This window comes from Pontiella sulfatireligans, from assembly GCF_900890705.1.
GTDB lineage: Bacteria > Verrucomicrobiota > Kiritimatiellia > Kiritimatiellales > Pontiellaceae > Pontiella > Pontiella sulfatireligans.
Map to the genome: position 1 here is coordinate 1,569,470 of NZ_CAAHFH010000002.1, position 24,582 is coordinate 1,594,051.

The window sequence follows — 24,582 nt, forward strand, 5'->3', positions numbered from 1 at the left end:
TCAATTATTAAAGCTCCAGAGCTGACTGTTCCATCCGTAGTCATCAACAACCAATACGGAATCTGAATCGTCGTACTGCGAGTTGCTGCCCCAGCCGACCGTCAGCAACTTGCCGTTATCGCGGTTTTTAATTTTATATTTTCCGCCGCCGGCATCGACCAACTCCCATTCCTGGCACTTCCATGAAGTATTGTTTTCATAGAGAACGACATTGTCATAGTCGTCCCAGCTGTAGTTGTTACCCCAGAATGCGTGCAGCACTCGTCCATCCGCTTTGTGGACAATGCGGTAATGCCCATCGGTGGCGGCGCGCGCAAATTTCCATTTCTGGCTACTCCACGTTTTTGAGGTGTAAATTCCGATATCATCCCCGTTGTCCCAGGCACTGTTGGACCCCCACATCGCGAAGAGCACGTGCGGAGTGACCGCACTCTTCAGGTAGTAGTATTCATCCGGGTTGACGTAAGCGGGATCCACATCCGCGAAGGTGGTGCCGTTGCGTACTTCATCAATGAATACCTGGATCATACGAGGAAGGATAGGACGGGCGGTAGATCCCGAACTTATGCTGCAGGCCGATACTTCCATCGCCAACGTAACCGATCTGTCCATTAAAGCGGGACGGATTCGTGTAGGAATCATCACTGGCTTTTTTGTACCACGCCTCCATAAATGCGTCGCTGTTCTGGTTGAATTTGTATTGAAGGACGATGTCGTACCAAATGCCTTTGGTCACGGTAAATTCAGCAACGGCATTACCGGAAGCCTTAATGGCACAGCGCAATTGACCGCTGTATGGATAGCTGCCGTTGGCCAAGGTGACATGGGCTGGAACATCCACGGTGGTCCCTTGATAAAACTGGGTAATGCAGGTGACATGTCCGGTTTCGTAAGAGGTCGGGACCATAAAGCTGAATCCGGTATACTGCATGGTTCCCCATGTAATGCGATCTGCATGGGTAATGCCGTAGGTATTTTCCGCCAGCGGCCTGGAACCTTGAAACCAGTATTCAGTGCGCTCTTTCCCGGTTGAGTTGGGAAAGACGCGAAAACCCATACAATGAGAACCCTGCCGATAGGTCATGGAATCGATCCACGGCCACCAAGCTCCGCCATGGATCTGGTTCTCATATATTTTTCCGTTGTCGATCAGATCCTTTACCTTGGTCGGTTCGTAGATATCCCAACGCCAGTCATCCAGCGCGGCCAGTTCCGCATCCATGGATTGAGTGACTCCGGCAAAGGCCATGGGCCCCGCACTGAGAGCGACAAGCAGTACCAATGTTTCAGGTCTGAACGTTACTTTCGTTTTTGCATCCTCCGTACTTTTGGGTTGTTCTTTCACTCAGTTCGGAGATCTCCGAACCGACATTAGATCTTTTCAACTGATACGCTACGCCTCCACCCTGTATTCCCTGCGCAGCCGTTTCAGCTCCGCTTTCATTTTTCGCACCGTTTTCGCATATTCCGGGTTGGCGTATTCGCTCTTCAGTTCGTGTGGATCCTTTTCAAGATCATAGAGTTCCCACTCGTCCACATCATTAAAATGGATCAGCTTATACCGATCGGTTCGCACCCCGTAGTGCGGCTGTACATGGTGGATCGACTTTGCAATCTGATGGTACTGATAGTAGATCGATGTGCGCCATTTTTTCGGGGATTCCCCCTTCAGCAGCGGCACAAGACTTTGCCCCTGCATATCGCCGGGCTCGGGAACCCCTGCAATATCCAGGAACGTCTGAGCCATATCCAGGTTCTGGACCATGGCCTCTGAGTTCGATCCGGCCGGCGTCTGCCCCGGCCAATACCCCAGCAGCGGTGTCCGAACCGATTCTTCATACATGAAGCGCTTATCGAACCAGCCATGCTCTCCGAGATAGAACGATTGGTCGGACGAATACATGACTACGGTATTTTCAGCCAGACCACTCTCTTCCAGAAAGTCCAGTACACGGCCCACATTGTCATCCACCGAAGAGATACAGCGCATGTAATCCTTCACATACCGCTGATATTTCCAGCGAATCAGATCTCGGCCGTCTGGGTTCGCTTCACGGAACGCCTTGTTCTTCGGTTGGTATGCCGCATCCCACGCGTTGCGCTGCCCGGGATTCGTGCGCATATAAATCTCTTTCCAGCGCTTGCATTCACGCGACTCAGGATCATCATTCGGCGGCGTTGAATCGTGCAGCTTAAGATCGGTCAGATCCATCGAACTTTTAATCATCATGTCCTGCGTATGGGCAGGGCTGCCGCGCCCTTCGTAGTCGTCAAACAATGTCGGCGGTTCCGGGAAATCCACATCATCGTAAAGCGAAAGCTTGTTCGCGGGAGGCGACCATTCGCGGTGAGGTGCTTTGTGCTGAAGCATCATCATAAACGGTTTATCCGGATCCCGTTCGTTTTTAATCCAATCGAGCCCTTTATCGGTAATAAGATCAGTCACGTAACCGGTTTCCTGATGCGTGCCCTTCTCCGTAATAAAGTCCGGATTATAGTAGTGACCCTGTCCCGGCAGAATTTCCCAGTTATTGAACCCCTGCGGCTCCGACTTCAGATGCCACTTGCCGATCACCACGGTTTCATAGCCCGCCTTCTGCAACAGCTTCGGAAAGGTCTGCTGATCTCCGTTGAACCGATTGCCATTGGCCTTGAATCCGTTGATATGACTGTGCTTACCCGTCAGTATCACCGCTCGGCACGGCCCGCAGATAGAATTTGTGACAAAGCTGTTTTGAAACACCGTTCCTTTCTGCGCAATTCGGTCGATGTTCGGGGTTTTAGCAATCCGGGTAATGTGCGACTCACCGTAGGCACTGATCGCGTTGTGCGAATGATCATCACAGTAAATCCAAAGAATGTTAGGACGCTTCGCACTTTTTCCAAGGGCTGGAAGTGCGGCGGCTACGGCAGAGGTGGCAAGAAAACTTCGTCGATTCATGACAGTTCCTTTGATTCAACCAGCTTAAAGGTTCGAATTTCAAACGGCTTGAAGTCCAGACTCACGGAGCCGCTGCCCCGCTCCCCCTCCTCCGTCCATTCCAGCAGATTGGTTTCGACCAGATGCAGCCCGTCAGCCAGCTGCAGTTTGACGGCATCGCCCATACCTGCGGTCTCAGCGAGACGCAGAATTCGGCAATCATCCTTTTCACCCCGCTTCAACGAACCGATTTCAACCGTTTCAGACTCCAGCGTAACCGGCAGTTCCAATGATTGGAAACGGCCGTCGAACCGGACAGGCGGCACGTTTAGCTGCGTGGACTGGCTGCGGACATCCGATTCCTGTACCCGCCCGTCATGCGGCAGCAGGCTGTAGGTGAAACCATGCCGACCCTGATCGGCATCGGGATCCGGACTCGTAGGCGAACGCAGCAGGTTGAGATCAAGCACGTTGCCGCGCACTTTCATGCCATACTTACAATCATTCATAAGTGCCACACCCCAGCGCTGGTCGGAAAGATCGGCATATTTGTGCGCACAGACCTCAAAGCGGGCGGCATCCCAGCTGGTATTGGTGTGGGTCGGGCGTTCCACCGAACCATACTGAATGTCGAACGTCGCCTTATCGGTGACGACATTGACCGGAAAAGCCACACGAAGCATGCGGTGTTTTTCATGCCAGTCCACCTCAGTCTCAAAATCGAGCCGCTTGCTGTCGGTCGCCAGCACAACACGCTGGCGCATGGTCGAATTCCCGGTGACATATGAAAAGGCAAGCGACTGGCGTACGATGCCCTTCACTCCAAATTCAACTCCGGAGCTTTCCGGGTGTTCAAGAACCTGATCCTGATAATAAAAATCGATATCCCACGCATCCCAGTTGGCGGGACGATCTTCATAGATCGTAAGCACATTGCCCTCACCGGCTAGGATTTCGCGGTTACACGCTTTATCGAATCCCGAAATCAGACGGCCCTGTTCGTTGAACTCGTAGCGAACGAGATCATTTTCCAGCACGAGCGAACTTTCCAGAGACTGCATCTCCACATCGCACCGTTCAAGCACTGCTACATCCTGCGGTTCGAGATGAACCAGCACATAGGAACCGTCCTGCTCGCATTGAACGGGAAGCGGTTCTCCGGGAACCGGTTTTGCACCTTTCCAATCTGCAGGAAGTTTAACGGGCCGGGCATAGGGATAAGCGGTCGTATTGACCAGCGTAATGACATCGTCATTGCTTTTACACAGTCGTTGTTCGGCATCACCAATCAGAGAATCACACGCCGCGAGCGCCTCGGCATGCTCGGCTTCGGTGGTTTGATATACGCAATGAATGGATGAGCCGGGAATGATGTCGTGAAACTGATTGATCAACAGGATTTTCCAAAGACGGTCGAGCTCGGCGCGGGGATAATCACCGGCGGGCAGCAGACTCCAGACATATTCCACCAACCGCAGCCGTATTTCCAGCATCCGGTTATTTCGCTTGGTTCTCGACTGCGTGGTCAGCGTTCCGCGGTGCAGTTCCAGATAGAGCTCCCCCTGCCACAGCGGGAGTTCGGCCGTGTGAGGGGCGATGCGTTCAAAATATTCATCCGCACGGCCGAACCTGAATTTCGGCGCCCCTTCAAGGCTGGCCATGCGCCGGCCGCGCTCAAGGGCATCCTCGCGCGGACCACCGCCGCCATCGCCCATGCCAAACAGACACATGGCTTCGCCGAGCACATCCTTCTCCTTGAAGTTGTGCTCAATCTTCACCATGCCTCCGGGCAGTACGTCGCTGTTGTAGGTGTCTTCCGGCGGAAAATGGGTCAGGATTTCGGTTCCGTCAATCCCCCTCCATCGGAACGTGGTATAGGGAAAACGGTTGAACTGGTTCCATGAAATTTTCTGCGTCAGAAAATAGTCCACCCCTGCGCGTTTCATGATCTGCGGCATGCTGGCGGAATAGCCGAACACATCGGGAATCCACAGGTTTTTCACATCGACGCCAAACTCGTCCATGAAAAAGTTTTTGCCGTGCACAAACTGGCGAACCATCGATTCGCCGCTGATCAGATTGCAGTCGGCCTCCACCCACATCGCACCCTGCAACTCCCACGAACCGGATGCAACGGCCTGCCGGATCTCTTCGTAAAGCTCCGGATAATGGTCTTTCACAAACTGGTAGTGCTGCGGTTGGCTGGCGCCAAAGACATAGTCGGGATAGCGTTCGATGAGCCGCAGCTGGCTCGAAAACGTACGTGCGGCCTTGCGGATGCTTTCGCGCACCGGCCAAAGCCAGGCCGTATCAATATGCGCATGCCCCACACCGCAGATGCTCAACGCGCTGGCGTTAGCGGGGGATTCCATCAGCGGCTTCAATATTTCACGCGCCAAAGCAACGTGTTTATGCCCATCACCGAAAGCATCAATGGCCTGCCCCAGTGCCTTGAGGATGCGTACACGCCGCAAAGTTTCCGCAGGAAGCACCTGCATCAAATCCAGCAACATGGTCATATCGTGCCAAAGTGCAATGCACTCCGGATCGAGGATCGCCATACGCAGCTTTTTGACGGTTCCCGTGTGGGAGCTGAAACGGCTGTCATCGGTGCGTTCGCACTCTTCGCGCGATGGCCATAATCCCATGATCCCGTTGCAGGCCCCCTCCAGCCACGCCTCGACCGGCTCTCCGCCTTTCGCCTTCGGCAGCCATGAAACCAGATCGCGGGAATAGCGGTTGGGCGTCATGACGCTGCCGTTGGTGATGCCGCTGAGCGGCCTGCCGGAGGAATCGAACACCAGCCCTTCGGAATCGATGTCCAGCCACAGGAAAACCTCTTCCCCCGCCCAGCCGGACGGAACCTCGGCGATGAGTTTAAACCATGCACTCTGCCAAGTGGCGCCCCACACCGTGCCCTCTGCAACCGGAGCGTAGGAACCGGATTCCCGGTCCTTGAACGGCACCGGATCGCCACAGTTCCAGATCTCTGCACACAAAGGTATTTCCGCCTTAATGCGCATTTCGCCCAACCGCTCCAGAAACTGCCCGATTCGGGTGATGGAAAGAGTTTCGTATGTATCTTGTTTTCCGCTAAACATAAATTCCTTCTTTAACCCCCATAATCCGGGGTGTGACTTCAAGCTATGCTTCCCAGCTTTGACCTGTCAAACAACATGGCCCATTCATCAATTCAACCGCTTAAACTAGGTATCAACCTGCTTCCTCCCACTCGGTTTCACGCAATTCAGCGCATCGCTTCGAGATAGGCGCGAACGTTGGCCGGGTGGGCACCGGGGCCGAATTCGCACTGGGTAATCAGTCCACCGTCGGCATAGAGCTTTGCCTTCATCTCTTCTGATTTGGCAACTACATCATCGGGCGTGCCGGTGGCCAGCGCGTGCTGGCGGTCCATTTCGCCCCAGAACGTGATTTGCCCGGCGAAGGGAGCGAGGTTGTCGAGTCCCATGCACCAGATTTGCGAGTTGATGGCATCGAGGCCGATTTCAATCAGATCGGGATAGATACTGAGAATGTTGCCGTCGGAGTGCATGAACACTTTTTTGCCGTGGGCATGAGCCATATCGATGTACGCTTTGTAGAGCGGTTTAAAAAACTCCCGCCACATGTCCGGATTAATCAACAGGTTGTTCTGCGTACCCCAGTCATCCATGATAAAGATCGCATCCACATCCGTTTGGGCCCACGCTTCGGTCAGCTCAATATGGAACGCATGCATTTCGCGAATGAATTCATGCAGCCCGTCTTCCTCGAGCGCCAGATCGATCAGCAGGTTTTCAGTGCCGCGGATAAACTGCAGCCGCTCAAACGGGCGGGCGACAATCGGTCTGAGAACAAAACGTTCCTCGCGGTGACAGAACGCATTGATCTGTTCGGTATCAATGGCCAGCAGTTCACGTGGAATATGAACGCGGGAGGTATCGCTCCAGTCTTCAACAATCGGCTGTTTTACTTCACCGATGATCCCGTCCGCTTTGTTTTCAAAAATGCAGTTCCATTCATCGATAAAGGTGCCGATCCGGTGGGCATCGCCCTCGGTTTCCGGTGCGGGGCCCGCCAGCAGGTCCGGTGCGCAGACCAGGTCGCAGGGAAAGTCACTGAGAATTTCTTCCGGTTTCCCGGGAAAGTTCAGTTCAGCCCACGGCAGAAGCCAGGTCTGGCGCGGAATCCGCCCGGTGTGTTCAAAGTTCAACGTTGCGGTAACAAGCTCTCTCGAGGTCATTCTGTTGGTTCCTTTCAAAATATGAATCTCTTTACCGGTCAGGCACCCCGGCGTGGCGCTGCTGGCCGTGCTCCATTCTGGACAGCTCCAGAATGGCTTCGTCATTGGCGTAGATGTGATTGATACATTTGACAAACCATACACAGAGCGCGGCTGAAACCACGACGGCCAGAATGCCCCAGCCCCATTTCTGGAAGAAAAGCAGTCCGACGGCGGCGATCCCGATCGCCGTATAGGCAATGGCCAGCCAGGTCAGCAGGACGTCGCGGATAAAGCTGTCGGCGCTCTTCACGCCGGTGCGTTCGGACACCTCTTTCCAGAGACCGTAGGGCCGGATGCGGCGGTAAAAGTTGTCGACCACATCCGGATCGTCCTTGGGCGTGATGTAGGAGATCACGATCACCAGAACGGTCATCAGCAGCACCCCTATAAGATACTGAATAGCCCAGCGGCCGTCGTTCGCATCTGCACCGAGAATTTTTTCGCCTACCAGATCGATCAGAAAGTCGGTGGGCCCGCGTTCAAAACCGAGCCATTGAGCAATGGAAGCATCAAAATGAATCATGATGCCGAACGGAACGGATACCACGTTTCCGACAAAGTCAGCCCAGCCGTTGAGGCGCCCCCAGAACCAGCGGAAGACTGCAATGATTCCATGCATGCCGCCGATTTTCATGCCGAACATGAACAGCGCCATCAGATCGTTGAATTTGGAGGCCATCAGCACACCGAGCGCGGCGACCACCACAATGCAGAAACGCGCCGCCCAGAGATAATGACGCTCCGAAGCATCCGGTTTAATGTAGGGGCGATAAAGGTCATTGAGAAAGGTGGAGGATGTTTCATGGAAGCAGGTATCGATGGTTGACAGGAATGCACTCATGAATCCGGCAATCATCAGACCGCGCAGTCCGACAGGCATATAGGTGCGGATAAGCTGCGGATAGGCCATTTCTGAATCCTCGATACCGGAGAGCAGCACCACAGACGCGAGCCCCGCAATCCACCACGGCCAGCTGCGCAGGATAAAGTTATTGAAGGTCTGCCAAACACCCGAAAGGATGGCCTCTTTCTCATCCTTGGCTCCGAGGAACCGCATGTTGGTGCAGATTTGCGAACCGCCGGACCACGGGGTAAAGAAAACCCAGAGCAAAAGCGGCAGGCCGACCTTGGGCACCATCGAGAAAAACGAACGCCCCGCCGCCGTGGTACGCGAAGAGAGCTGTTCCGCCAGACCATCGCCCCACCCGCATTCTTTCAGGACCAGGATGGTCAGGATCACCGAGCAGATCAGCGCAATGATAAATTCGAGAAAGTCTGTGGCCACAACCCCCCACAGCCCGGAGGCCGAAGAATAGATCAGGGCAAAGACGACGGCAAAAATCATAATGGCCAGGTTTGAATGGATGGTCACCCCGAGCAACGAGAATGTTTCTGGATAGTCAAAGACCGCTTCGCTCACCTTAATCATGGCGACCAGCCCCATCAAGAGGATCATGGTACGCCCGTAAAATCCCTGAAAGAATACATTGAAGATTCGATTGTATTTCCCAGCGCGGCCGCCGTGACGCATGTCATAGATTTCAACCTAGGTATTGATGCCGCTTCGCCGGGCAAACTTCACAAAAACCAGTGAGGCCAGCGACTGGGTGATAACCTGGCTGAAGTAGAGAAACAAACCGCCGAGTCCCTGTTCGCGGGCACGGCGCGAGTTGTGCAGCGGCGTATCGGAGTTAAACGATCCGGCAGAGAGCGACGTTCCGGCCAGCCACCACGGCAGGTTGCGCCCGCCGACCATGTATTCTTCGGTACTGTTGCTGACCCGCCTGGCAAAAGCCAATCCAACGATCATGATCACCGAGAAACTTACAATAATGGTAATGATGTCTATCCAGCTCATTCGTTCTCCGGTGCGTTAAAATTGACACTGCCGTTCGCCACCTTTTCCTTGAGTCGGTTAAATCGGTTGCTCATGGCATTCAACTGTCGCTGTGAAAACTATCGCAACCACGGACGCGGCAACATCCCCTCCTCATTTAAGCGCGTAAAACAGTGTAGCCTGCTCACATTAGAGCATTTGGTCGACCGTGATTTTTGACAGGTCATCGGCCTGTAGAGTCGCAGTTGGATTGACGGAGGCCGCACCAACACCGAGGACAGGCATGCCGCCCGCGAGGCCGGCTTCAACCCCGGCATCGGCGTCTTCAACCACCAGACACTCGACCGGAGACACACCGACACGCTCGGCGGCAAGCAGGAAGACTTCCGGATCGGGCTTGCTGTTTTGGATATGGTTTCCATCGGCCTCTGCATCAAAATAACCGCCGAGACCGATGTTTTTGAGGATGGCCGGGCTATTGCGGCTCGACGAACCGATAGCGATTTTAATGCCGCGCGCTTTCAGCTCGGTCAGTATATCCATGACACCGGGCAGGATGTCGGCCGGCGACAGTTCCTTGATGAGATCGACGTAATAATTGTTCTTGCGGGTGGCGAGTTCAACCTGCTCTTCGGAGGAGTATTCCTTCTCTGATTTTACGAGAATGATGGCCAGGCTTTCCATGCGGCTGACCCCGCGCAGGCGCTCGTTGATCTCGCGGTTGAATTCGATGCCCTCTTCATCGGCCATCATTTTCCAGGCGCGGTAATGGCAGTCGTCGGTCGATACAATGACCCCGTCGAGATCAAAGATTACAGCGTTGATTGACATGATTTTATTCTCCAAGGCTAAAGGATTTGGCTTCGGCACAGATTTCCTCGGCGGCACCGTTGATATTAAGGGTGAGCGGATCGCCATGAACGACCTCAAACGTGGCGCGGCCGGCTGCAACCGAGACCTTCACGATCGCCCCGAGGTGGGTAACACTGAAGGAGTATCCTTTCCACGCAGGCGGAATCGTTGGACGGAACGCAAGCAGTTCACCGTCGGTGCGCATGCCGCCGAACCCGCAGACAATATTCATCCAAGCGGCCGCGATCGACGTCGTGTGCAGTCCTTCGGAGGTGTTGCGATTATAGTTATCGAGGTCAAGGCGTGTAGCAAACAGCGAAAATTTAACGGCATCGTCCTGATTGCCGATTTCGGCGGCCAGGATGGAATGGACAGACGGCGAAAGCGACGATTCATGAATGCAGCGCGGCTCATAGTATTCGTAGTTCACCTTTTTCGACTCCAGCGAGTAGTCGGCGCTGAAGAAGAGTTGCAGCAGCAGCACATCGGGCTGCTTGATCATGTCGTAGCGATAGATGCGCGGCAGACTCCAGCTTCCGTACAACGGAAAGTCTTCGACGGGAATGGAATTGATATCGAGGTGCGGCAGTTCAAAGTAGCCGTCGTGCTGCTCATAGACACCGGTCTCCAGATTCATCGGAATCTTCATGGCGGAGGCCATTTTTTCCCATGCTTCTTTTTCCGAGATTTGGAAATTCAGTTTTTCCACCAGGACCGCGTAAGCGTCCGGTGCCTCGGTGGCCATGCGTTCGATGGCATCCTGCGTCCATTCAAAGGTTTTCCGGGCAATGACATTGGTATACGTATTGTTGTTAACAAAGGTATGAAATTCGTCGGGTCCCATCACACCGTAGAAACCGAATTCGCCATGAGGGCTCCAGTTGCCGCGGCTCGCATAGAAGCGACTGATTTCAATGAGCATTTCAACGCCTTTGGAGAAGAGGAATTCAGCGTCGTCGCAAATTTTCATGTAGTGCCAAATGCCGTAGGCCACGGCGGCGCTGACATGGATTTCGAGATTGCCGTGCCACCAGACCCCGCAGCTTTCGGTGCCGTCGATAGTGGACATGGGATAGGCTGCGCCGGTGCAATCCTGCAGTTTCGACCAATCGAGCGCCTGCGGCAACGTATGATAGCGGTATTCGAGCAGGTTGCGCGCGGCTTTGGGGTTATTGAACAGATAGAACGGCAGGCAGTAGGTTTCGGTGTCCCAGAAGGTATGGCCGCTGTAGGCCTCACCGGTGAGGCCTTTAGCACCGACATTGTTGGCCGCATCGACCCCGTGATAGGTCTGATGCAGCTGAAAGATGCAATAGCGGATGCCCTGCTGCTGTTCGTCGTCTCCTTCGATGACAATGTCCTGCGTTTTCCAAACATCAGACCAATAAGCCGTGTGCGCCGCAAGGGCATCGTCGTAGCTGACATCGAGCATGTTTCCGGCCTGCTCCATGCAGGTTTTCCAAAGGCTGGAAACATCGAGTTCGGTCTTTTTCACAGCAATGTTGGCAATCCGTTTGGTGAACGTTCTGGCTTCACCCTCAGCAAGCTCAACAACCGTTTTACGGCCGATCCTTTTTTCGCCGGAGACCGTTTCAAATGCAGCAGCCTCATCAACCGCGAAGGCGGAAAAGGCAAACTGGCGGGTGTTTTCCGTCTCTCCGAGGATGGCGGTCAGCGCATTGGCTTCGGCCTTGCGCTCAACCCAGGGGCTTTTGCCGGCAAAGACATGCGGCGGATTAAAATCGAGACCGAACCGGACTTCAGCAACGGCCGCCCCCTTGAGCGATTCGAGCTCAATGCGCTGGCAGGCCAGGCTCGGTGCATCCATGCTCAGGAACCGGCGGAAGGTCAGTTTGATTTCCTTGCCGGACTGCGTACCCCAGACGAAGGAACGCGTAACAATACCGGTTTTCAGGTCGAGCTCGCGCAGAAAGTTCCAATGCCTGGAAACCGCAAGATCGAGTATTTCGCCATCGCAGCTGATCTGAGTATCAAACCAGTTGAGGCTGTTGACCATGAATGTGTGCCGGGTCGAGATGCCTTTATAGGTGTTGGGGTGGTGAATCGGCGCTTCTTCGTAGACCCCGTTGAGGTAGTTCCCGATAAGCGTCTGGCCGCTGAAGCCTTCGTCGAAGCTTCCGCGCGAACCCATAAACTCGTTTCCAAGCGAAAAGATAGATTCAGAAACCTGCGAACGATCAGCATGGAAGCCCTCCTCCACAATTTTCCACGGGTCGATTTTTAAATATCGGTCGGCAATTTTCGGCATAGAGTTCCTCGTGTTATATCGGTTGAATACTTCAGATTAAAAGATCGGAACAGACTAGTACTGCGTCATGAAATAACTGTCCAGCGGACAGAACCCCAACGATGTTTTTTGACCGCTAAGCCGCGAAGTCGCAAAGGGAAAGAACCAGCTTCCAAACCTTGGAGACACCGGATTGGAATCCGGCGCTACATAGTGGCTCCGCATTTCTATGCGGAGTCTTTTTCAAAGGTTGAAAAACCGTTTTTAAATTCATTTTACTTCCTTTGCGTCTTCGTTGCTTTGCGGTCGTACACCCGTCATCTAATCAGTGACGTTGTACTAGTGAGACGTGGCGTGTTCCTTCTCAATTTTCACCTTGCGGTCGAGAAAGGCCTTTTCCGCCTGGAGGAATTCACGGCGCTTTTCGTCGTCATACAGGTTAAGGAAGGCTTCGAGGGCGGAATCGCCGCGTTGCAGCATATCATCGGCCAGGCGCTCACGAAGTCGCTGCCGGGCGGCGGCATATTCAGGGTTTCCAATCAGGTTCTGCAGGCATTGCGGATCCTTTGCCGTGTCGAACAGTTCTTCGCGAACCCGATGATGGAAAAGCTCGTAGCGCACAGCAATGGTGTGGTTTGTTTTGGAGGCAATCGCCATGGCATCATCGCAGGGATCGGGCACATAGAGTTCGCGATTGGTTTCACCGTCGGACCAGAAGGTGACTAGATAACGAAACTGTTTGGTCTGGATGCAACGGATCGGGTACGGCGTGTCAAACTGCCTGCCGCCGATCTTTCCGTGCATATGAAATTCGTTCACAACAAAATCTCTTTCACGATAGCTGTCTGAGCCTTTCAGCAGCGGAAGGAAGGACCAGCCATCAAGATTTCCGGGGTCCGGAACGCCGGCTGCTTCGAGAATAGTCGGGGCAATATCGGTTGAAGAGAGCAGCCCTTTATAGGTGCCGCCGGGGGCCGCCATTCCGGGCAGCATGGCGATCATCGGCACACGGTTGCTGTTAAGGTAGGTCTCGCCTTTGGCCATCGGAAACGGCATGCCGTTATCGCTGAGAAAAATGACAAGGGTCCGGTCGGCAACGCCGGATTCTTCCAGAGCCTGAAACACCTTGCCGACCACCTGGTCGCCCCGGAAGGCGGAGGTATAGTAATAGCCCAGTTCACGGCGGACCTCCGGCAGATCGGGCAGGAAATCCGGCACCGGCACCTCGTCGGGCCCGATAATCCGAGTGACGGGCGGCACCACTTTACCTTCGGCAATGAATTCCGGAATCTTCGGCCCGTTGGCAAACGGACGGTGCGGATCTTCGGGATTGGCCATCAGGAAAAACGGCTTTCCGGTTTTTTTTGCGCGCTCAATGAACCCGGCAATCTCCCGCCCGAATACATCGGGATGGCGGCTGAAAGTGATCTGCTTTTCCGGAAGGCCGTCGATATGATGAACATGCTCGTCCCAATCATAGACATCGAGCGGGGCGATATGATCCTTGCCATAGATACCTGTGTAATAGCCTGCCGCTTTGAGAGGCACGGTAATCGGCACGATCCCGGGCGTAAGAAAGCAGCTGCCGGTGGCACCGTGGTGCGAGGGCAGCAGCCCGGTCAGCATGGTGGCGCGGCTCGGCCCGCAGATGGAGTGCGTCACGTAGGCATTCCCGAAGCGCAGGCCCCGTTCAGCCAGAGCATCGATATTGGGTGTAATGTTCGGAATGGGATTGCCATAGCAGCCCGGGGTGTCCCAATTCATATCGTCCACGGTAACCAGCAGAATGTTCAGAGGAGCGTCCGGCGTACGCGCGCCCCCCTGCGCCGGCAAACAGCACCCCAGGAGCCCCGTCAGCATCATCATTGAAATTCGTATATTCATGTCCGCTCCTTTATGTCTTGGCATTATGGCGTTCAGCCTGCTCCATGGCCTCGAACGCTTTAATATCGTCGTTATCGTGGTACATGCGATGGATCAGCTTAACGAAAAGCACGCAGAGCGTGGCGGAAACCAACCCCGCCAGAATCCCCCAGCCCCATTTCGCAAAGAAGAGCAATCCGCCGGCCGCGATCCCGATAAACGTGTAGGCAATGGAAAGCCAGGTCATCAGGATATCCTTGATGAAGCTGTCGACCTTTTTCAGTCCGGTACGTTCGGAGACCGGTTTCCACAGGCCGTACGGACGAATACGGCGGTAAAAATCATCGACCACTTCGGGATCATCTTTCGGTGTAACATAAGAGAGAACCGTTACGATGAGTGTCATAAGGCTAATACCGATAAGATACTGAATAGCCCAGCGACCATCACTTGCATCCGTGCCGAGAATCCTGGTTCCTACAAAATCGATGATTACATCCGTTGGACCACGCTCAAAGCCCATGGACTGCGCAATGTTGGCATCAAAGTGCAGCATGACCCCCAACGGAACAGAGAGCACATTCCCCACAAAGTCTGCCCAACCATTGAGCCGATGCCAGAACCAGCGGTAGACCGAAATGATTCCGTGCATGCCGCCCACCTTCATACCGAACATAAACAGTCCGAGCAGGTCATCGAACATCGTGGCCATCAACACGCCGAGAACGGCAACCACCAGAATACATATACGGGCCGCCCAGAGATAATGCTTTTCCGATTCGTCCGGTTTAATATAGGGGCGATATAAGTCGTTCAGAAATGTCGAAGACGTTTCATGAAAGCAGGTATCGATCGTCGACAGGAATGCACTCATGAACCCAGCCACCATCAAACCGCGCAGACCTGCGGGCATATAGGTACGAATCAACTGCGGGTAGGCCATTTCAGAATCTTCGATCCCCGACAGCAGAACCACAGAAGCCAAACCGGCAATCCACCAGGGCCAACTGCGCAGAATAAAGTTATTGAAGGTCTGCCAGACCCCGGAAAGAATGGCTTCTTTTTCATCCTTGGCACCCAGATAGCGCATATTGGTGCAAATCTGGGAACCTCCCGCCCACGGCGTAATAAATATCCAGAGAAACAGCGGCAATCCAACCTTTGGTATCAATGAAAAAAACGACTGACCGGCGGTGGTCGTGCGCTTGGCCAGCTCCGCACTCAGACCGTCGCCCCAGCCACATTCCTTCAGGACCAGCACGGTCAGAATGAAGGAACAGACCAACGCAATCAGGAACTCAAGAAAATCGGTCGCCACGACTCCCCACAGACCGGAAGCAGAGGCATAGACCATGGCAAAGACCACTGCGAATACCATGATCAGCATATTGGAATTAAACGTCATACCAATAAGGCGGAAGGTTTCCGGATAATCAAAAACGGCCTCGCTGACCTTGATCATGGCCACCAAACCAAGCACAAGCGTCATGCCGCGGCCATAGAAGCCCTGAAAGAACACATTAAAGATGCGGTTGTATTTTCCGGCACGGCCACCGTGACGCATGTCGTAGATCTCGACCCAGGTGGAGATGCCCGAGCGCCGGGCAAACTTAACGAACACCAGTGCAGCGAGCGACTGGGTGATCAGCTGCCCGAAATAGAGCCATAATCCGGCCAAACCCTGCTCACGGGCCCGACGGGAGTTATGCAGCGGCGTATCGGAGTTGAATGAACCGGCCGAAAGAGAGGTGCCGGCCAGCCACCACGGCAGGTTGCGCCCGCCGGTCATATATTCATCCGTGCTGTTGCTCACCCGCTTGGCAAACATCAACCCCACGCCCATGATGGCGGAAAAGCTGATAATAATCGTTATGATGTCCAACCAATTCATGAAATCCCCTGCTTGTTCTTAATACTCATTCGCCTTTGTCGGAAGTGCCATTCAGCGTGTAATTCGAACATACTTGCAACCAGACACCTAGATCGCCATGAAAAGCTCATTTAAGCGCTAAAACCAAGGTAATGCAACAGGCTGGCAAAAGTATTGCGGCCCCACAGACCAGAGCGTTCCAATGGAGAGCGCAAACGGTAGTCCGCACTCCGGTTTAAGCGTGTAAACTCCGTCATGCCGAAAACGAAGTTTACACGCCTAACCCAGTGGGTTAGCTTCATTCCATGAACCGAGTAACGCAAACAGATATCGCGAAGCGGGCCGGGGTGACACACGCAACAGTCTCAATGGCTCTGAACAACAGTCCGCGCATCTCAGAGGCCACACGGACACGCATTCAGGCACTGGCACAGGAGATGGGCTACCAGCCAAACGCCATGGCCACCGCATTGGCACTGAGCAAGTCCCGCAACGAAGGCGATGTTCCCAAGCAGGCATCGCTGGCTCTACTGAGCGGACATTCGGATCTCAACTACATTAATGTTCACCAGCGCTATATCGACATCTTCAAGGGAGCCAGAGAAGCGGCCGCCCGGCACGGTTTCGGCGTTGAACATTTCTGGATCTTTGAAAAAGGAATGACGACCGCGCGCCTGCACCAAATCCTCCAGACCCGGAATATCCAAGGCATCATGCTGCTCCTCAGCTTCATGCCCAAGGAAAAGCAACTCCCTTGGAACGATTATTCCGTGGTCAACATCGATACCTTTGCATCGCGCAACTTTAACGCCGTAGATTTCAACCTGATTCAGGCCGCACAGATGATGGTCACCCGGGCGATCAACCTTGGCTACAAACGGATCGGTATCTTTTCATCATTATCCCACTACATTATGCACGGCGGGATTATGCAGAAAACACTCGCATTTGCCTGCGAACAGAATGGCCTTGAATATATTCAACCCCTGCTCGTCCGCACCAAGTTCGACTCCGACCAGCAATACGACGACTTCGAGAACTGGTTGCGCAGCAACCGCCTCGATCTGGTCATGACCATTGGCAAGCCGGAAGTGATCTACTATCTGACCGCGATGGGATATTCGGTCCCCCGGGACGTCGGACTCATGGCCATGGATGTTTCCCACTTTCCGTCGCATATCGCCGGCTGCCGTATCCCGTGGAACCATGTAGGCCGTCTGGCCGCCCGCAACCTGATCGGCCAGATCTACCGGAATGAAAGCGGCATTCCATCCTATCGCAGCAGTACCATGCTCCTGCCGGAATGGCACCAGGGGGATTCCGTCCGTAAACAGGACTGACCCGCACAGGCTCCGGCAGGAAAGAAGTTAATCTCCAGTTTACACGTGCAAACCAGAAACCGGACATGGCTTGACTTTTTATTGTTGGGTTTCTTTCAACGAAAACCTATTCCTTGGGGACAAAAGAGGCATAGGGAAGGTTTATGAAGCCCGTCGAAGCAGGGCATCTCCTAACGTGTAACCACCGTTGCGGCTCAGTTGCGGAAAAAAAAGCATGCACGAACCTATGAACAAACTGAAAAGGGTTTAAATATGAGCAGCAAGCGTTTTCGTAGTGGAACAGCATCGGTTATCAGTTTCGTTTTTTTCGCTGCCATACCATCACTCGGACTGGCGGATGACCATTTCGCCGAACGCGCCCGAACCGTAGTGGAGGCGGTAGCCGCGGAAACGATCGACTGGAACAGCGAAAACAGCTTCAAAAATGCAGGCAACTATGCCAACGCCTGTTTTGCTACCGGGGACGACACCAGCGGTCAGGCCATCCTTAATCAGCTCATCGACAAAGGGCCGCTCAACGATTCATTTTTCATCGACCCCGAATTTACCCTGTTTTCGGTAATCGCCTGCTATGCCCGCTGGCAGCCGGAAGGCAAAATTCCGACAGACTTGGACAAACGCATTCATGACTATGTCACCTCCGCCTCCGGAGACGAAGATGGAACCGGCACGTTTAACCAGCGCTGGATGCGCTGCGCTGGCCTGATGCTCGCCAACCAGTTCTGGCCGGGGGAAATCAGCTGGCAATTCAAAAGCGCCGACCCAGACGGAAGCACCTATTTCCAAAGTGAAATTGATGAGATGGTGCGCACCGGACACGATGAATATAATTCGGCGACCTACATGCAGTACTCCACCGGCCCCATTCAAGCGCTGGCCGACTTCCACACCGACCCCGACGTGAGCCAAAAGGCGCGAATGACGATGGACTGGATCCTCGTCTACCTAGGCTCGCACTATTTCCACGGCCACTCCGGTGACACCACCCTGCGCAGCTATTATCCCTTCCGAAAAGCCAACGGCTACCCGTCCTTGGCCGGCCTCTATTTCGGCGGTCCGCTGCGCCAGAGTAATGCCATCGTGGTTCATGCGCTTTCGCCCTATCGCCCGCCCCAATCCGTCAAGAACCTGGCCTGGGCAAAGGATACAGCCTTCACACGACTCGGCAGCAGTTCCGAAGACGGACAAAATAAGGAAGAGCGCCACGTCGGTTATTTCAATCAGGATTACGTCCTGTTTTCCCACTACGATGTTGCACCGCAGGTGCAGGACTTCCGCAGCCAGGCATTCCGCGGCGGCGTCCGATGGAAAGCATCAGAGGATGAGGAAAGCACCTTCTACATTACCCACCCCAAGCCGCGCCTGCAGGACGATGGCTCGTGGCGGGACATCGAGCTAGGGGCCTCGGAACGGCAGGCGGTCCTTCAGAACGGAGCAGCACAGATCGGGGTCTTCGATGTCAGCGATGACACAACCGACGTCTACCAGCTGGCTAAATACTGGCTGCTGCGCACTCCCTCCGGCTCCACGCTGGAGGCAAGCATCGACTATTCATCATCCACTGGACGCATCTATCTCCATTATGGTTCCGTCATGATCGGCTTCTACCTGACGCACAACTTCAACTTCTCGCCGGGAAACCAGAATAAACTCACACACAACATGACCTTTTCCAATGGAAACTACCGCGCAGGCTATGTAATCGAAACGGCGTTGCCCTCGGACTATTCCGGAAGCACGCCCGCCGCACAGCTTGCCGCATTCCGTACTGCCGCCGATGCACAGTTCGACGCGGCACTGCTCGAAGTGACCAATGACGATCCTGTATTCACCTACACCTCTGTGGGAGGCGACGTGCTGAAACTCCAGTATCAGGAGCCCACCACCTATGGAAGCTTTGTGGCCTCGGCATCCTCCCTGCGCTGGATCAACGGTACGGAACTGGAGATCAACAACGACTCCGACTGGCCGCTCATGCAAAGCCCCTACGTCTATCAGGAAAACAACGACACCCGGCTCGACCTGGATCTCGCCGGCCGGCACATCACGTGGGATTTTGCGGACTGGTCCCGAACCTGCAGCAACGATGCGTGGACCGGCATCGACGATTTCGAGGAATATTCCATCGACCAGGACCTGGTATCGGCCGGAACCGGGTGGGAGGTCTACACCGGAACGGGCAACGCCCCGGATGTGCGCGCGAAAACCGACCCGGATGATGTCTCGAACCAGGTGATGCAACTCAGCGAACTGGCCGGAGCAAACTATGGAGCGGTCCACGGTCATTTTCTGGACATTGACAACGGAGAAACCGCCACCCTCTTCTTCCGTATGCGCTCCACCGCGCCCGACGGCGTGGACCAGAGCGCGCCGATCGGTGTAGCAGACGACGACACGGGAACCTTCTACAACACCGATCTCGCTTTCAAACTCCAGGGAAGCAATATCGAAAACAGCATGGGAACCGACGCAGCCGCCAATCTCGACCCCCGAATCTGGTACAACGCCTGGATGGTCATCCACAACGACTCGGTCTCGGGAGAAGAAACCTTCGAGCTCTTCCTGCAAAGCGACGAAAGCACCCACTACAAAAAACAGACCCGTGTCGGCGGCCCCCTCTATTCATTCGGCATCAAAAATTACGGGGCTCAGGGTGCACCGAACCCGATCGATACGCTGATATTCTCCGCCTATTCGGCCGACTATCCACTGTTCATTGATGACATCTACTATGACGATCTCGGCGAAAACCTCGACCTCCCGGAACCCCTGACACGAGACCGTGATGAAGACGGTCTTCTCGACGCATGGGAAGAGCGCTGCTTCGGCAACCTGACCACATCCGATGGCGGCGAAAACGATTACGACGCCGACGGACTCCCAGACCTTGAAGAGTTCCGCGCGAACACTCATCCCGCACGGTTCGACACCGATGGCGACGGGTTCTCCGACGGCATTGAAGTCCTCGACGGAACCGACCCCGTTGATGCGTCCGACATCGCCCTGCAGCGCATCATCATCCAGGATGATTTTTCAGGAGGCAGCATCCTCTCCAATACAAGTTACGGAGCCTATGCCAAGGACTACGATCCGGAAAACCCCGCCTCCACCGTTTGGTACGGCGTAGACAACGCGAACGTCGATTATGTCTGGGATCCGGGAACCAACGGCGGCCTGTCCGTCACGCGTACCGGCGAGCAAATCCTGAATTCCACCTTTATCTACGCCGACGCCGGTGCCGCATCCGACTCGCCATTCGCCAGCCAGTCCCTCAAGGACTTCCCGGCCGGAACCTACCTCAGCTTCTCGGTCGACGCGACGATCTCCGCCGCGCCCGCAACAACCGGCGATCTACGCATTGGACTGTTTGATTCAAACGGCACCTTCAAACCCGGCGAATCGACCGGTGCCAATCCCGCCGAATGCAGGGATGATGACGGCTGTTTCCTGGCCCTTTCCACCGGAGGAACAAACACGGCCTTCTTACGAGAACACAATTTATCCGGCGCATTCGGCCAGCGTCCAACCCTTCAAGGCGGATCCTTCACCTCCCTGCGCGATTTCACCGAGGGTCTGTCCGACGACGTCCCCACACAGATCGAACTGCGCATCTACCGCTCGACTAACGGCCTGGTTGTTGCGGGCTATCTGGACGATATTGCGGTCGCAGTCTCTGATGAAATCACAGCCCCGCTCTCCTACCGGTTCGACATCCTCTACATCGCCCAATCCAGTACCGCCCCGACCTTCCGGATCGACCAGGCCGTCTTTCGGCGTGAGACGGCCGATCCTTCCAGCATCCCCGATCCCTACGTGGTACCGGTGGAAATCGATTGGATCGCTCCCTTTGATCCGCAAGAAAGCCATCTGAACCTGCAGGTCGATGGCTTGCTCATCGGCAGGCAATATCACCTTGAGCGGTCGTTCGACCTTTCCGACGGATTCGAAGATATCCCGGATTCCTCATTCACCGCTACCGATGAATGCCCCCTGCTGGACATCCCGGCCGATGAAGATGGCCACACCGCCTGCTTCATCCGTATTGTCGAAGGAGCGGAAACCCCGTAGCAAGGTTTCACAGATGCCCGATGAAAATTGGATGCACTATCGGTTATAAATTCTTTGCGGGCTGAGAAACGCAGTCGTTCAGGCCGGTATAACAAAAGACGGTTGCGGGCCAACCGCTACCGATTAAATTCCTTCACGGCATCAATCATGGCCACGAGGTTTTCAATTGGCGTGAGCGCCTGCACATTATGGATGGCGTTGAAAACAAACCCGCCGTTTTCGGAAAAAATTTCGCAGCGTTCCAGTGTTTGGGCACGCACCTCTTCGGGGGTTCCGAAGGGCAGTACGTTCTGGGTATCGATTCCGCCTCCCCAGAAGACGAGGCGGTCCCCGTAGCGTTCCTTCAGGAGCCTGGCATCCATTCCGGCGGCAGAGCACTGCACCGGATTGATGATGTCGATTCCCGCTGCAATAAAATGTTCCATGAAGCTTTCCACGGCACCACAGGAGTGCTTGAACACGTTCCATGCGGTGTTGGTGTGGATCCAGTCGGTCATTACTTTATAGTGAGGGAGCCACAGCTCCTTGAAGGTCTCCGGCGAACAGAAGGTGCCGGACTGCGTCCCGAAATCGGTTCCGCAAAGATACATTGCATCCACCGCATCCCCGACGGCGGCATGGATTTTCTCAAGATTGCCCAGGGCATACTCCACCTGTTTTTCGAAGATGGCGTGAACATACTCCTGCTGGGTCAAGGTGGCCATATACCACTCCGAAACATCGCGTATACCTTTCGGCTTTTTGAGAAACGGTGCGGGAACGAGCCCAATGTCGCCCAGCGCCGTGCCGCCAAAGTTGGCAAACACCGCGCGACCGCTTTTGGCCTTCTCTTCCACTTCTTTTCTGAAGTATGCAATTTCTTCATCAGAGACCGGCCCGAACTCTTCGAGGTTGTCCTCCGGATTCAGGTGATCCTCATCGATTTCCTCCTGCCGGCAAATAGTATCAAAAAAGTAGCCGCCCGCCGGCATCTTTCCGGAAGGTTCGGCCGTACGGTCGCCTTCTGGATAGATCAAAACTTCACCGTTGATCTCCTCTACATTGAAATCGGTGCTGACCAGCACCTCCTGCCCCCAGGGCGTCGTCCACGACTTTTCCAACGGAGCCACATCGAACCCGAACATGGTTTTTTGGGGACAAACCATCACCGTATCGACACCGGTCGCCTCGCGCAAATCGTCCTCCACCAGTCCAAGCATCTGATACGGCTCAACCACTTTGACCGGACGTTTTTCGAGGCCGTAGTATTCGCGCAGTTGCTCGACGCAGGTGACATGGATTCCGGAGGTTGGGCCACCGCCGAAGTCAATTGGCACCGGGCCGGATTGATGGTTTAACGCATTCTGTATTTTTTCGCGTGAGGTCATGTTTTCGGTTCCTTCGTAATTTGAATTCTATTATTTACCGCGTCAAAACGGTTGCTATCGGAAGATAATGTAGATGGCGATAATGGAAGCGACCATCGCGATGCCGGTAATCTTTGCACCTCTGGACGGCGTAAGATCCACTTCCGCGCTCACCGGCAGCTCGATCGGCTGCGACAGCGGACGGATCAGCGTAATCGCCCCCATCGTCAATAACACCAGCGCAAACGAAATCGCCATACGATCCAAAAAGGAAACGCCGGGCGCAATCACTTCGAGCAGGCCATAGAGAATCGGGCTGCCGAGCAGCGCAACGACCCCGCACACCGGCGGCGCTTTGCGAACAAAATAGCCGAAGACAAATGCCGCCAGAATACCGGGGCTCACATACCCCTGAAACAACTGCATAAACTTAAAGATGCCGCCAAAGTTCGGGTCGCTTAATTTCGGAGCCAGCCAGCAGGCAATTAACGTCATCACAACAACGGCACCCCGCCCCACCAACACCAGCTGCTTTTCGCTCGCATTTTTGGACATGTACTTTTTGAAAATATCCATCGTAAAGATGGAGGAAGCCGAATTCAGCATGGCCGCCAGCGAACTGATGATGGCCCCGAGAATTGCGGCAAGCATGAACCCCCGAACACCGGTAGGAACAAGTTTGCGAATCAGCAGAGGAAAGGCGGTATCATATTTATAGCCCACAAGGTGCCGGGTTTCCGGCGTGTCCACCCGTGCCAGCACCTGTTGATTATATCCTTCGATTTCTGCGGCCTTTTCCGAATTACGCTGAATCCAGCCACCGTCCATCTCAAAAACGATCACGGACTCCGCGCGGTCTTTGACCGCATCAAACTCGCTGATGAGTTCCGTATTCACCTTCACAAACTGTTCATCCTGCGCGGCGGCATCGGCCATGTCACTACTGAAGAGGTTGAAGGCAATAAGCCCGGGGATTACAATAAAGAGCGGTGAAACAACGTGTATGACCCCGGCGGTCACCACGCCCTTCTGGCCTTCCGCCAGCGATTTGGAGGCAAAGGTTTTCTGCACGATGAACTGGTTCAGGCCCCAATAATAAAACTGTGGAATCCATAACCCGATCACGAGTGCGGTCCATGGAATCGTCGAATCCGTGCGTGGCAAAAACAGATGCAGCTTGTCTTTGTTCAGTGCGAAAAACTTGGTTACACCGGAGTCGCCGTCGGCCAAAGAAGGGACGGAAGCAGAAGCCGACGTCAGCTCCGCGACGGGGGTGTCGCCCAATGTATCGAATGCAAACCATGCAATGGCCAACCCCCCGATAATGAGAGCCGCCCCCTGAATCAGGTCAGCCCACGCACAGGCCTTCAGTCCGCCGAAGGTGACATAGATCCCCGCCATGACGGCAATCAATACGGAACAGACCTGAATGTTAAGTGGCAGGCCGAAGAGGCTTTTACCGGCAAACAAAGTCTCCATTGTCATTGCACCGGAATAGGTCACCGCAGTGATGGTCACAAACGCGTACATGATCACCATGCTGACCGCCATCAGCGTACGAGCCAGCGGCGTGTAGCGATACTCCAGATATTCCGGCACCGTGTAAACGCCGGCTTTCAGGAACATCGGCAAAAATGTAAAGGCGATCATAACCAGAGCCGGTGTCGCCAACCAGGCGTAGCTGGCAATCGCCAGCCCGACGGGCGAAGCCCCGCTGCCGATCATGCCGACAAACTGCTCGCTCGAAATATTCGCAGCAATCAGCGAAAGGCCGATGATCCACCAACTCAGACCACGCCCGGCCAGGAAATAGCTGGCGCTGTCATTTTCATTTCTCCCCTTCCAAAGGCTGACACCGATCACCACGGCAAAAAAAGCGATAAACACCCCGACATCAAACGCTGTAAATGTAAATTGCATAATAAATTCTCCAAATATTAAGTCCTTTTTCAC

Annotated in this window: 15 protein-coding genes; 2 read left to right on the plus strand and 13 right to left on the minus strand. The window is 54.5% G+C overall.

Going from position 1 to position 24,582, the window contains the following annotated elements; all coding sequences use genetic code 11:
- The 11 genes from SCARR_RS19645 to SCARR_RS19695 all read right to left on the minus strand — a co-directional run bounded on the left by SCARR_RS19645 (nucleotide 1) and on the right by SCARR_RS19695 (nucleotide 15,896).
- Entirely contained in the window at nucleotides 1-528 is a 528-nt protein-coding gene (locus SCARR_RS19645; protein ID WP_168433454.1) for an RICIN domain-containing protein, read from the minus strand.
- Nucleotides 509-1,345, minus strand: coding sequence for a heparin lyase I family protein (locus SCARR_RS19650; RefSeq protein WP_168433455.1), 837 nt, complete (start codon nucleotides 1,343-1,345; stop codon nucleotides 509-511). The genes SCARR_RS19645 and SCARR_RS19650 overlap by 20 nt, the downstream gene beginning before the upstream one ends.
- Before the next feature lie 48 nt (nucleotides 1,346-1,393).
- A complete protein-coding gene (locus SCARR_RS19655; protein WP_136063353.1) occupies nucleotides 1,394-2,941 on the minus strand; it encodes a sulfatase/phosphatase domain-containing protein in 1,548 nt (515 codons plus the stop codon).
- Entirely contained in the window at nucleotides 2,938-6,021 is a 3,084-nt protein-coding gene (locus SCARR_RS19660; protein ID WP_136063354.1) for an alpha-mannosidase, read from the minus strand. The genes SCARR_RS19655 and SCARR_RS19660 overlap by 4 nt, the downstream gene beginning before the upstream one ends.
- A gap of 146 nt (nucleotides 6,022-6,167) precedes the next feature.
- Nucleotides 6,168-7,163, minus strand: a complete 996-nt coding sequence (locus SCARR_RS19665; RefSeq protein ID WP_136063355.1) for a uroporphyrinogen decarboxylase family protein — start codon at nucleotides 7,161-7,163, stop codon at nucleotides 6,168-6,170.
- Between the two features lie 31 nt (nucleotides 7,164-7,194).
- Nucleotides 7,195-8,661 carry a sodium:solute symporter family transporter gene (locus tag SCARR_RS19670; protein ID WP_168433456.1) on the minus strand — a complete coding sequence of 489 codons (1,467 nt, stop codon included), beginning with the start codon at nucleotides 8,659-8,661 and terminating at the stop codon, nucleotides 7,195-7,197.
- A gap of 90 nt (nucleotides 8,662-8,751) precedes the next feature.
- Nucleotides 8,752-9,063, minus strand: a complete 312-nt coding sequence (locus tag SCARR_RS19675) for an SLC5/6 family protein (protein ID WP_136063357.1) — start codon at nucleotides 9,061-9,063, stop codon at nucleotides 8,752-8,754.
- Between the two features lie 168 nt (nucleotides 9,064-9,231).
- Nucleotides 9,232-9,873, minus strand: coding sequence for a beta-phosphoglucomutase (gene pgmB / locus SCARR_RS19680; RefSeq protein ID WP_136063358.1), 642 nt, complete (start codon nucleotides 9,871-9,873; stop codon nucleotides 9,232-9,234).
- A gap of 4 nt (nucleotides 9,874-9,877) precedes the next feature.
- Nucleotides 9,878-12,163, minus strand: a complete 2,286-nt coding sequence (locus SCARR_RS19685) for a glycoside hydrolase family 65 protein (protein WP_136063359.1) — start codon at nucleotides 12,161-12,163, stop codon at nucleotides 9,878-9,880.
- A gap of 318 nt (nucleotides 12,164-12,481) precedes the next feature.
- Entirely contained in the window at nucleotides 12,482-14,026 is a 1,545-nt protein-coding gene (locus tag SCARR_RS19690) for a sulfatase family protein (RefSeq protein WP_168433457.1), read from the minus strand.
- 10 nt (nucleotides 14,027-14,036) lie between these two features.
- Nucleotides 14,037-15,896, minus strand: a complete 1,860-nt coding sequence (locus SCARR_RS19695) for a sodium:solute symporter family transporter (protein ID WP_136063361.1) — start codon at nucleotides 15,894-15,896, stop codon at nucleotides 14,037-14,039.
- 284 nt (nucleotides 15,897-16,180) lie between these two features.
- Between SCARR_RS19695 and SCARR_RS19700 the strand changes: the two genes are divergently transcribed.
- Both SCARR_RS19700 and SCARR_RS19705 read left to right on the plus strand, forming a co-directional pair.
- On the plus strand, nucleotides 16,181-17,215 hold the full coding sequence (locus tag SCARR_RS19700) for a LacI family DNA-binding transcriptional regulator (protein ID WP_136063362.1): 1,035 nt from the start codon (nucleotides 16,181-16,183) through the stop codon (nucleotides 17,213-17,215).
- A gap of 252 nt (nucleotides 17,216-17,467) precedes the next feature.
- Nucleotides 17,468-21,283 carry a thrombospondin type 3 repeat-containing protein gene (locus SCARR_RS19705; protein ID WP_136063363.1) on the plus strand — a complete coding sequence of 1,272 codons (3,816 nt, stop codon included), beginning with the start codon at nucleotides 17,468-17,470 and terminating at the stop codon, nucleotides 21,281-21,283.
- A gap of 116 nt (nucleotides 21,284-21,399) precedes the next feature.
- Here SCARR_RS19705 and SCARR_RS19710 read toward each other — a convergent pair whose 3' ends face one another.
- Together SCARR_RS19710 and SCARR_RS19715 are read right to left on the minus strand one after the other, a co-directional pair.
- Nucleotides 21,400-22,650, minus strand: a complete 1,251-nt coding sequence (locus tag SCARR_RS19710) for a uroporphyrinogen decarboxylase family protein (protein WP_136063364.1) — start codon at nucleotides 22,648-22,650, stop codon at nucleotides 21,400-21,402.
- 54 nt (nucleotides 22,651-22,704) lie between these two features.
- On the minus strand, nucleotides 22,705-24,549 hold the full coding sequence (locus SCARR_RS19715; protein WP_168433459.1) for a sodium:solute symporter family transporter: 1,845 nt from the start codon (nucleotides 24,547-24,549) through the stop codon (nucleotides 22,705-22,707).
- Nucleotides 24,550-24,582 lie beyond the last annotated feature (33 nt).

Coding starts and splice junctions, on each gene's coding strand:
- SCARR_RS19645 (WP_168433454.1), bottom strand. CDS start 528: ATGATCCAGGTATTCATTGATGAAGTACGCAACGGCACCACCTTCGCG.
- SCARR_RS19655 (WP_136063353.1), bottom strand. CDS start 2,941: ATGAATCGACGAAGTTTTCTTGCCACCTCTGCCGTAGCCGCCGCACTT.
- SCARR_RS19660 (WP_136063354.1), bottom strand. CDS start 6,021: ATGTTTAGCGGAAAACAAGATACATACGAAACTCTTTCCATCACCCGA.
- SCARR_RS19665 (WP_136063355.1), bottom strand. CDS start 7,163: ATGACCTCGAGAGAGCTTGTTACCGCAACGTTGAACTTTGAACACACC.
- SCARR_RS19670 (WP_168433456.1), bottom strand. CDS start 8,661: ATGATCCTCTTGATGGGGCTGGTCGCCATGATTAAGGTGAGCGAAGCG.
- SCARR_RS19675 (WP_136063357.1), bottom strand. CDS start 9,063: ATGAGCTGGATAGACATCATTACCATTATTGTAAGTTTCTCGGTGATC.
- pgmB (WP_136063358.1), bottom strand. CDS start 9,873: ATGTCAATCAACGCTGTAATCTTTGATCTCGACGGGGTCATTGTATCG.
- SCARR_RS19685 (WP_136063359.1), bottom strand. CDS start 12,163: ATGCCGAAAATTGCCGACCGATATTTAAAAATCGACCCGTGGAAAATT.
- SCARR_RS19690 (WP_168433457.1), bottom strand. CDS start 14,026: ATGAATATACGAATTTCAATGATGATGCTGACGGGGCTCCTGGGGTGC.
- SCARR_RS19695 (WP_136063361.1), bottom strand. CDS start 15,896: ATGAATTGGTTGGACATCATAACGATTATTATCAGCTTTTCCGCCATC.
- SCARR_RS19700 (WP_136063362.1), top strand. CDS start 16,181: ATGAACCGAGTAACGCAAACAGATATCGCGAAGCGGGCCGGGGTGACA.
- SCARR_RS19705 (WP_136063363.1), top strand. CDS start 17,468: ATGAGCAGCAAGCGTTTTCGTAGTGGAACAGCATCGGTTATCAGTTTC.
- SCARR_RS19710 (WP_136063364.1), bottom strand. CDS start 22,650: ATGACCTCACGCGAAAAAATACAGAATGCGTTAAACCATCAATCCGGC.
- SCARR_RS19715 (WP_168433459.1), bottom strand. CDS start 24,549: ATGCAATTTACATTTACAGCGTTTGATGTCGGGGTGTTTATCGCTTTT.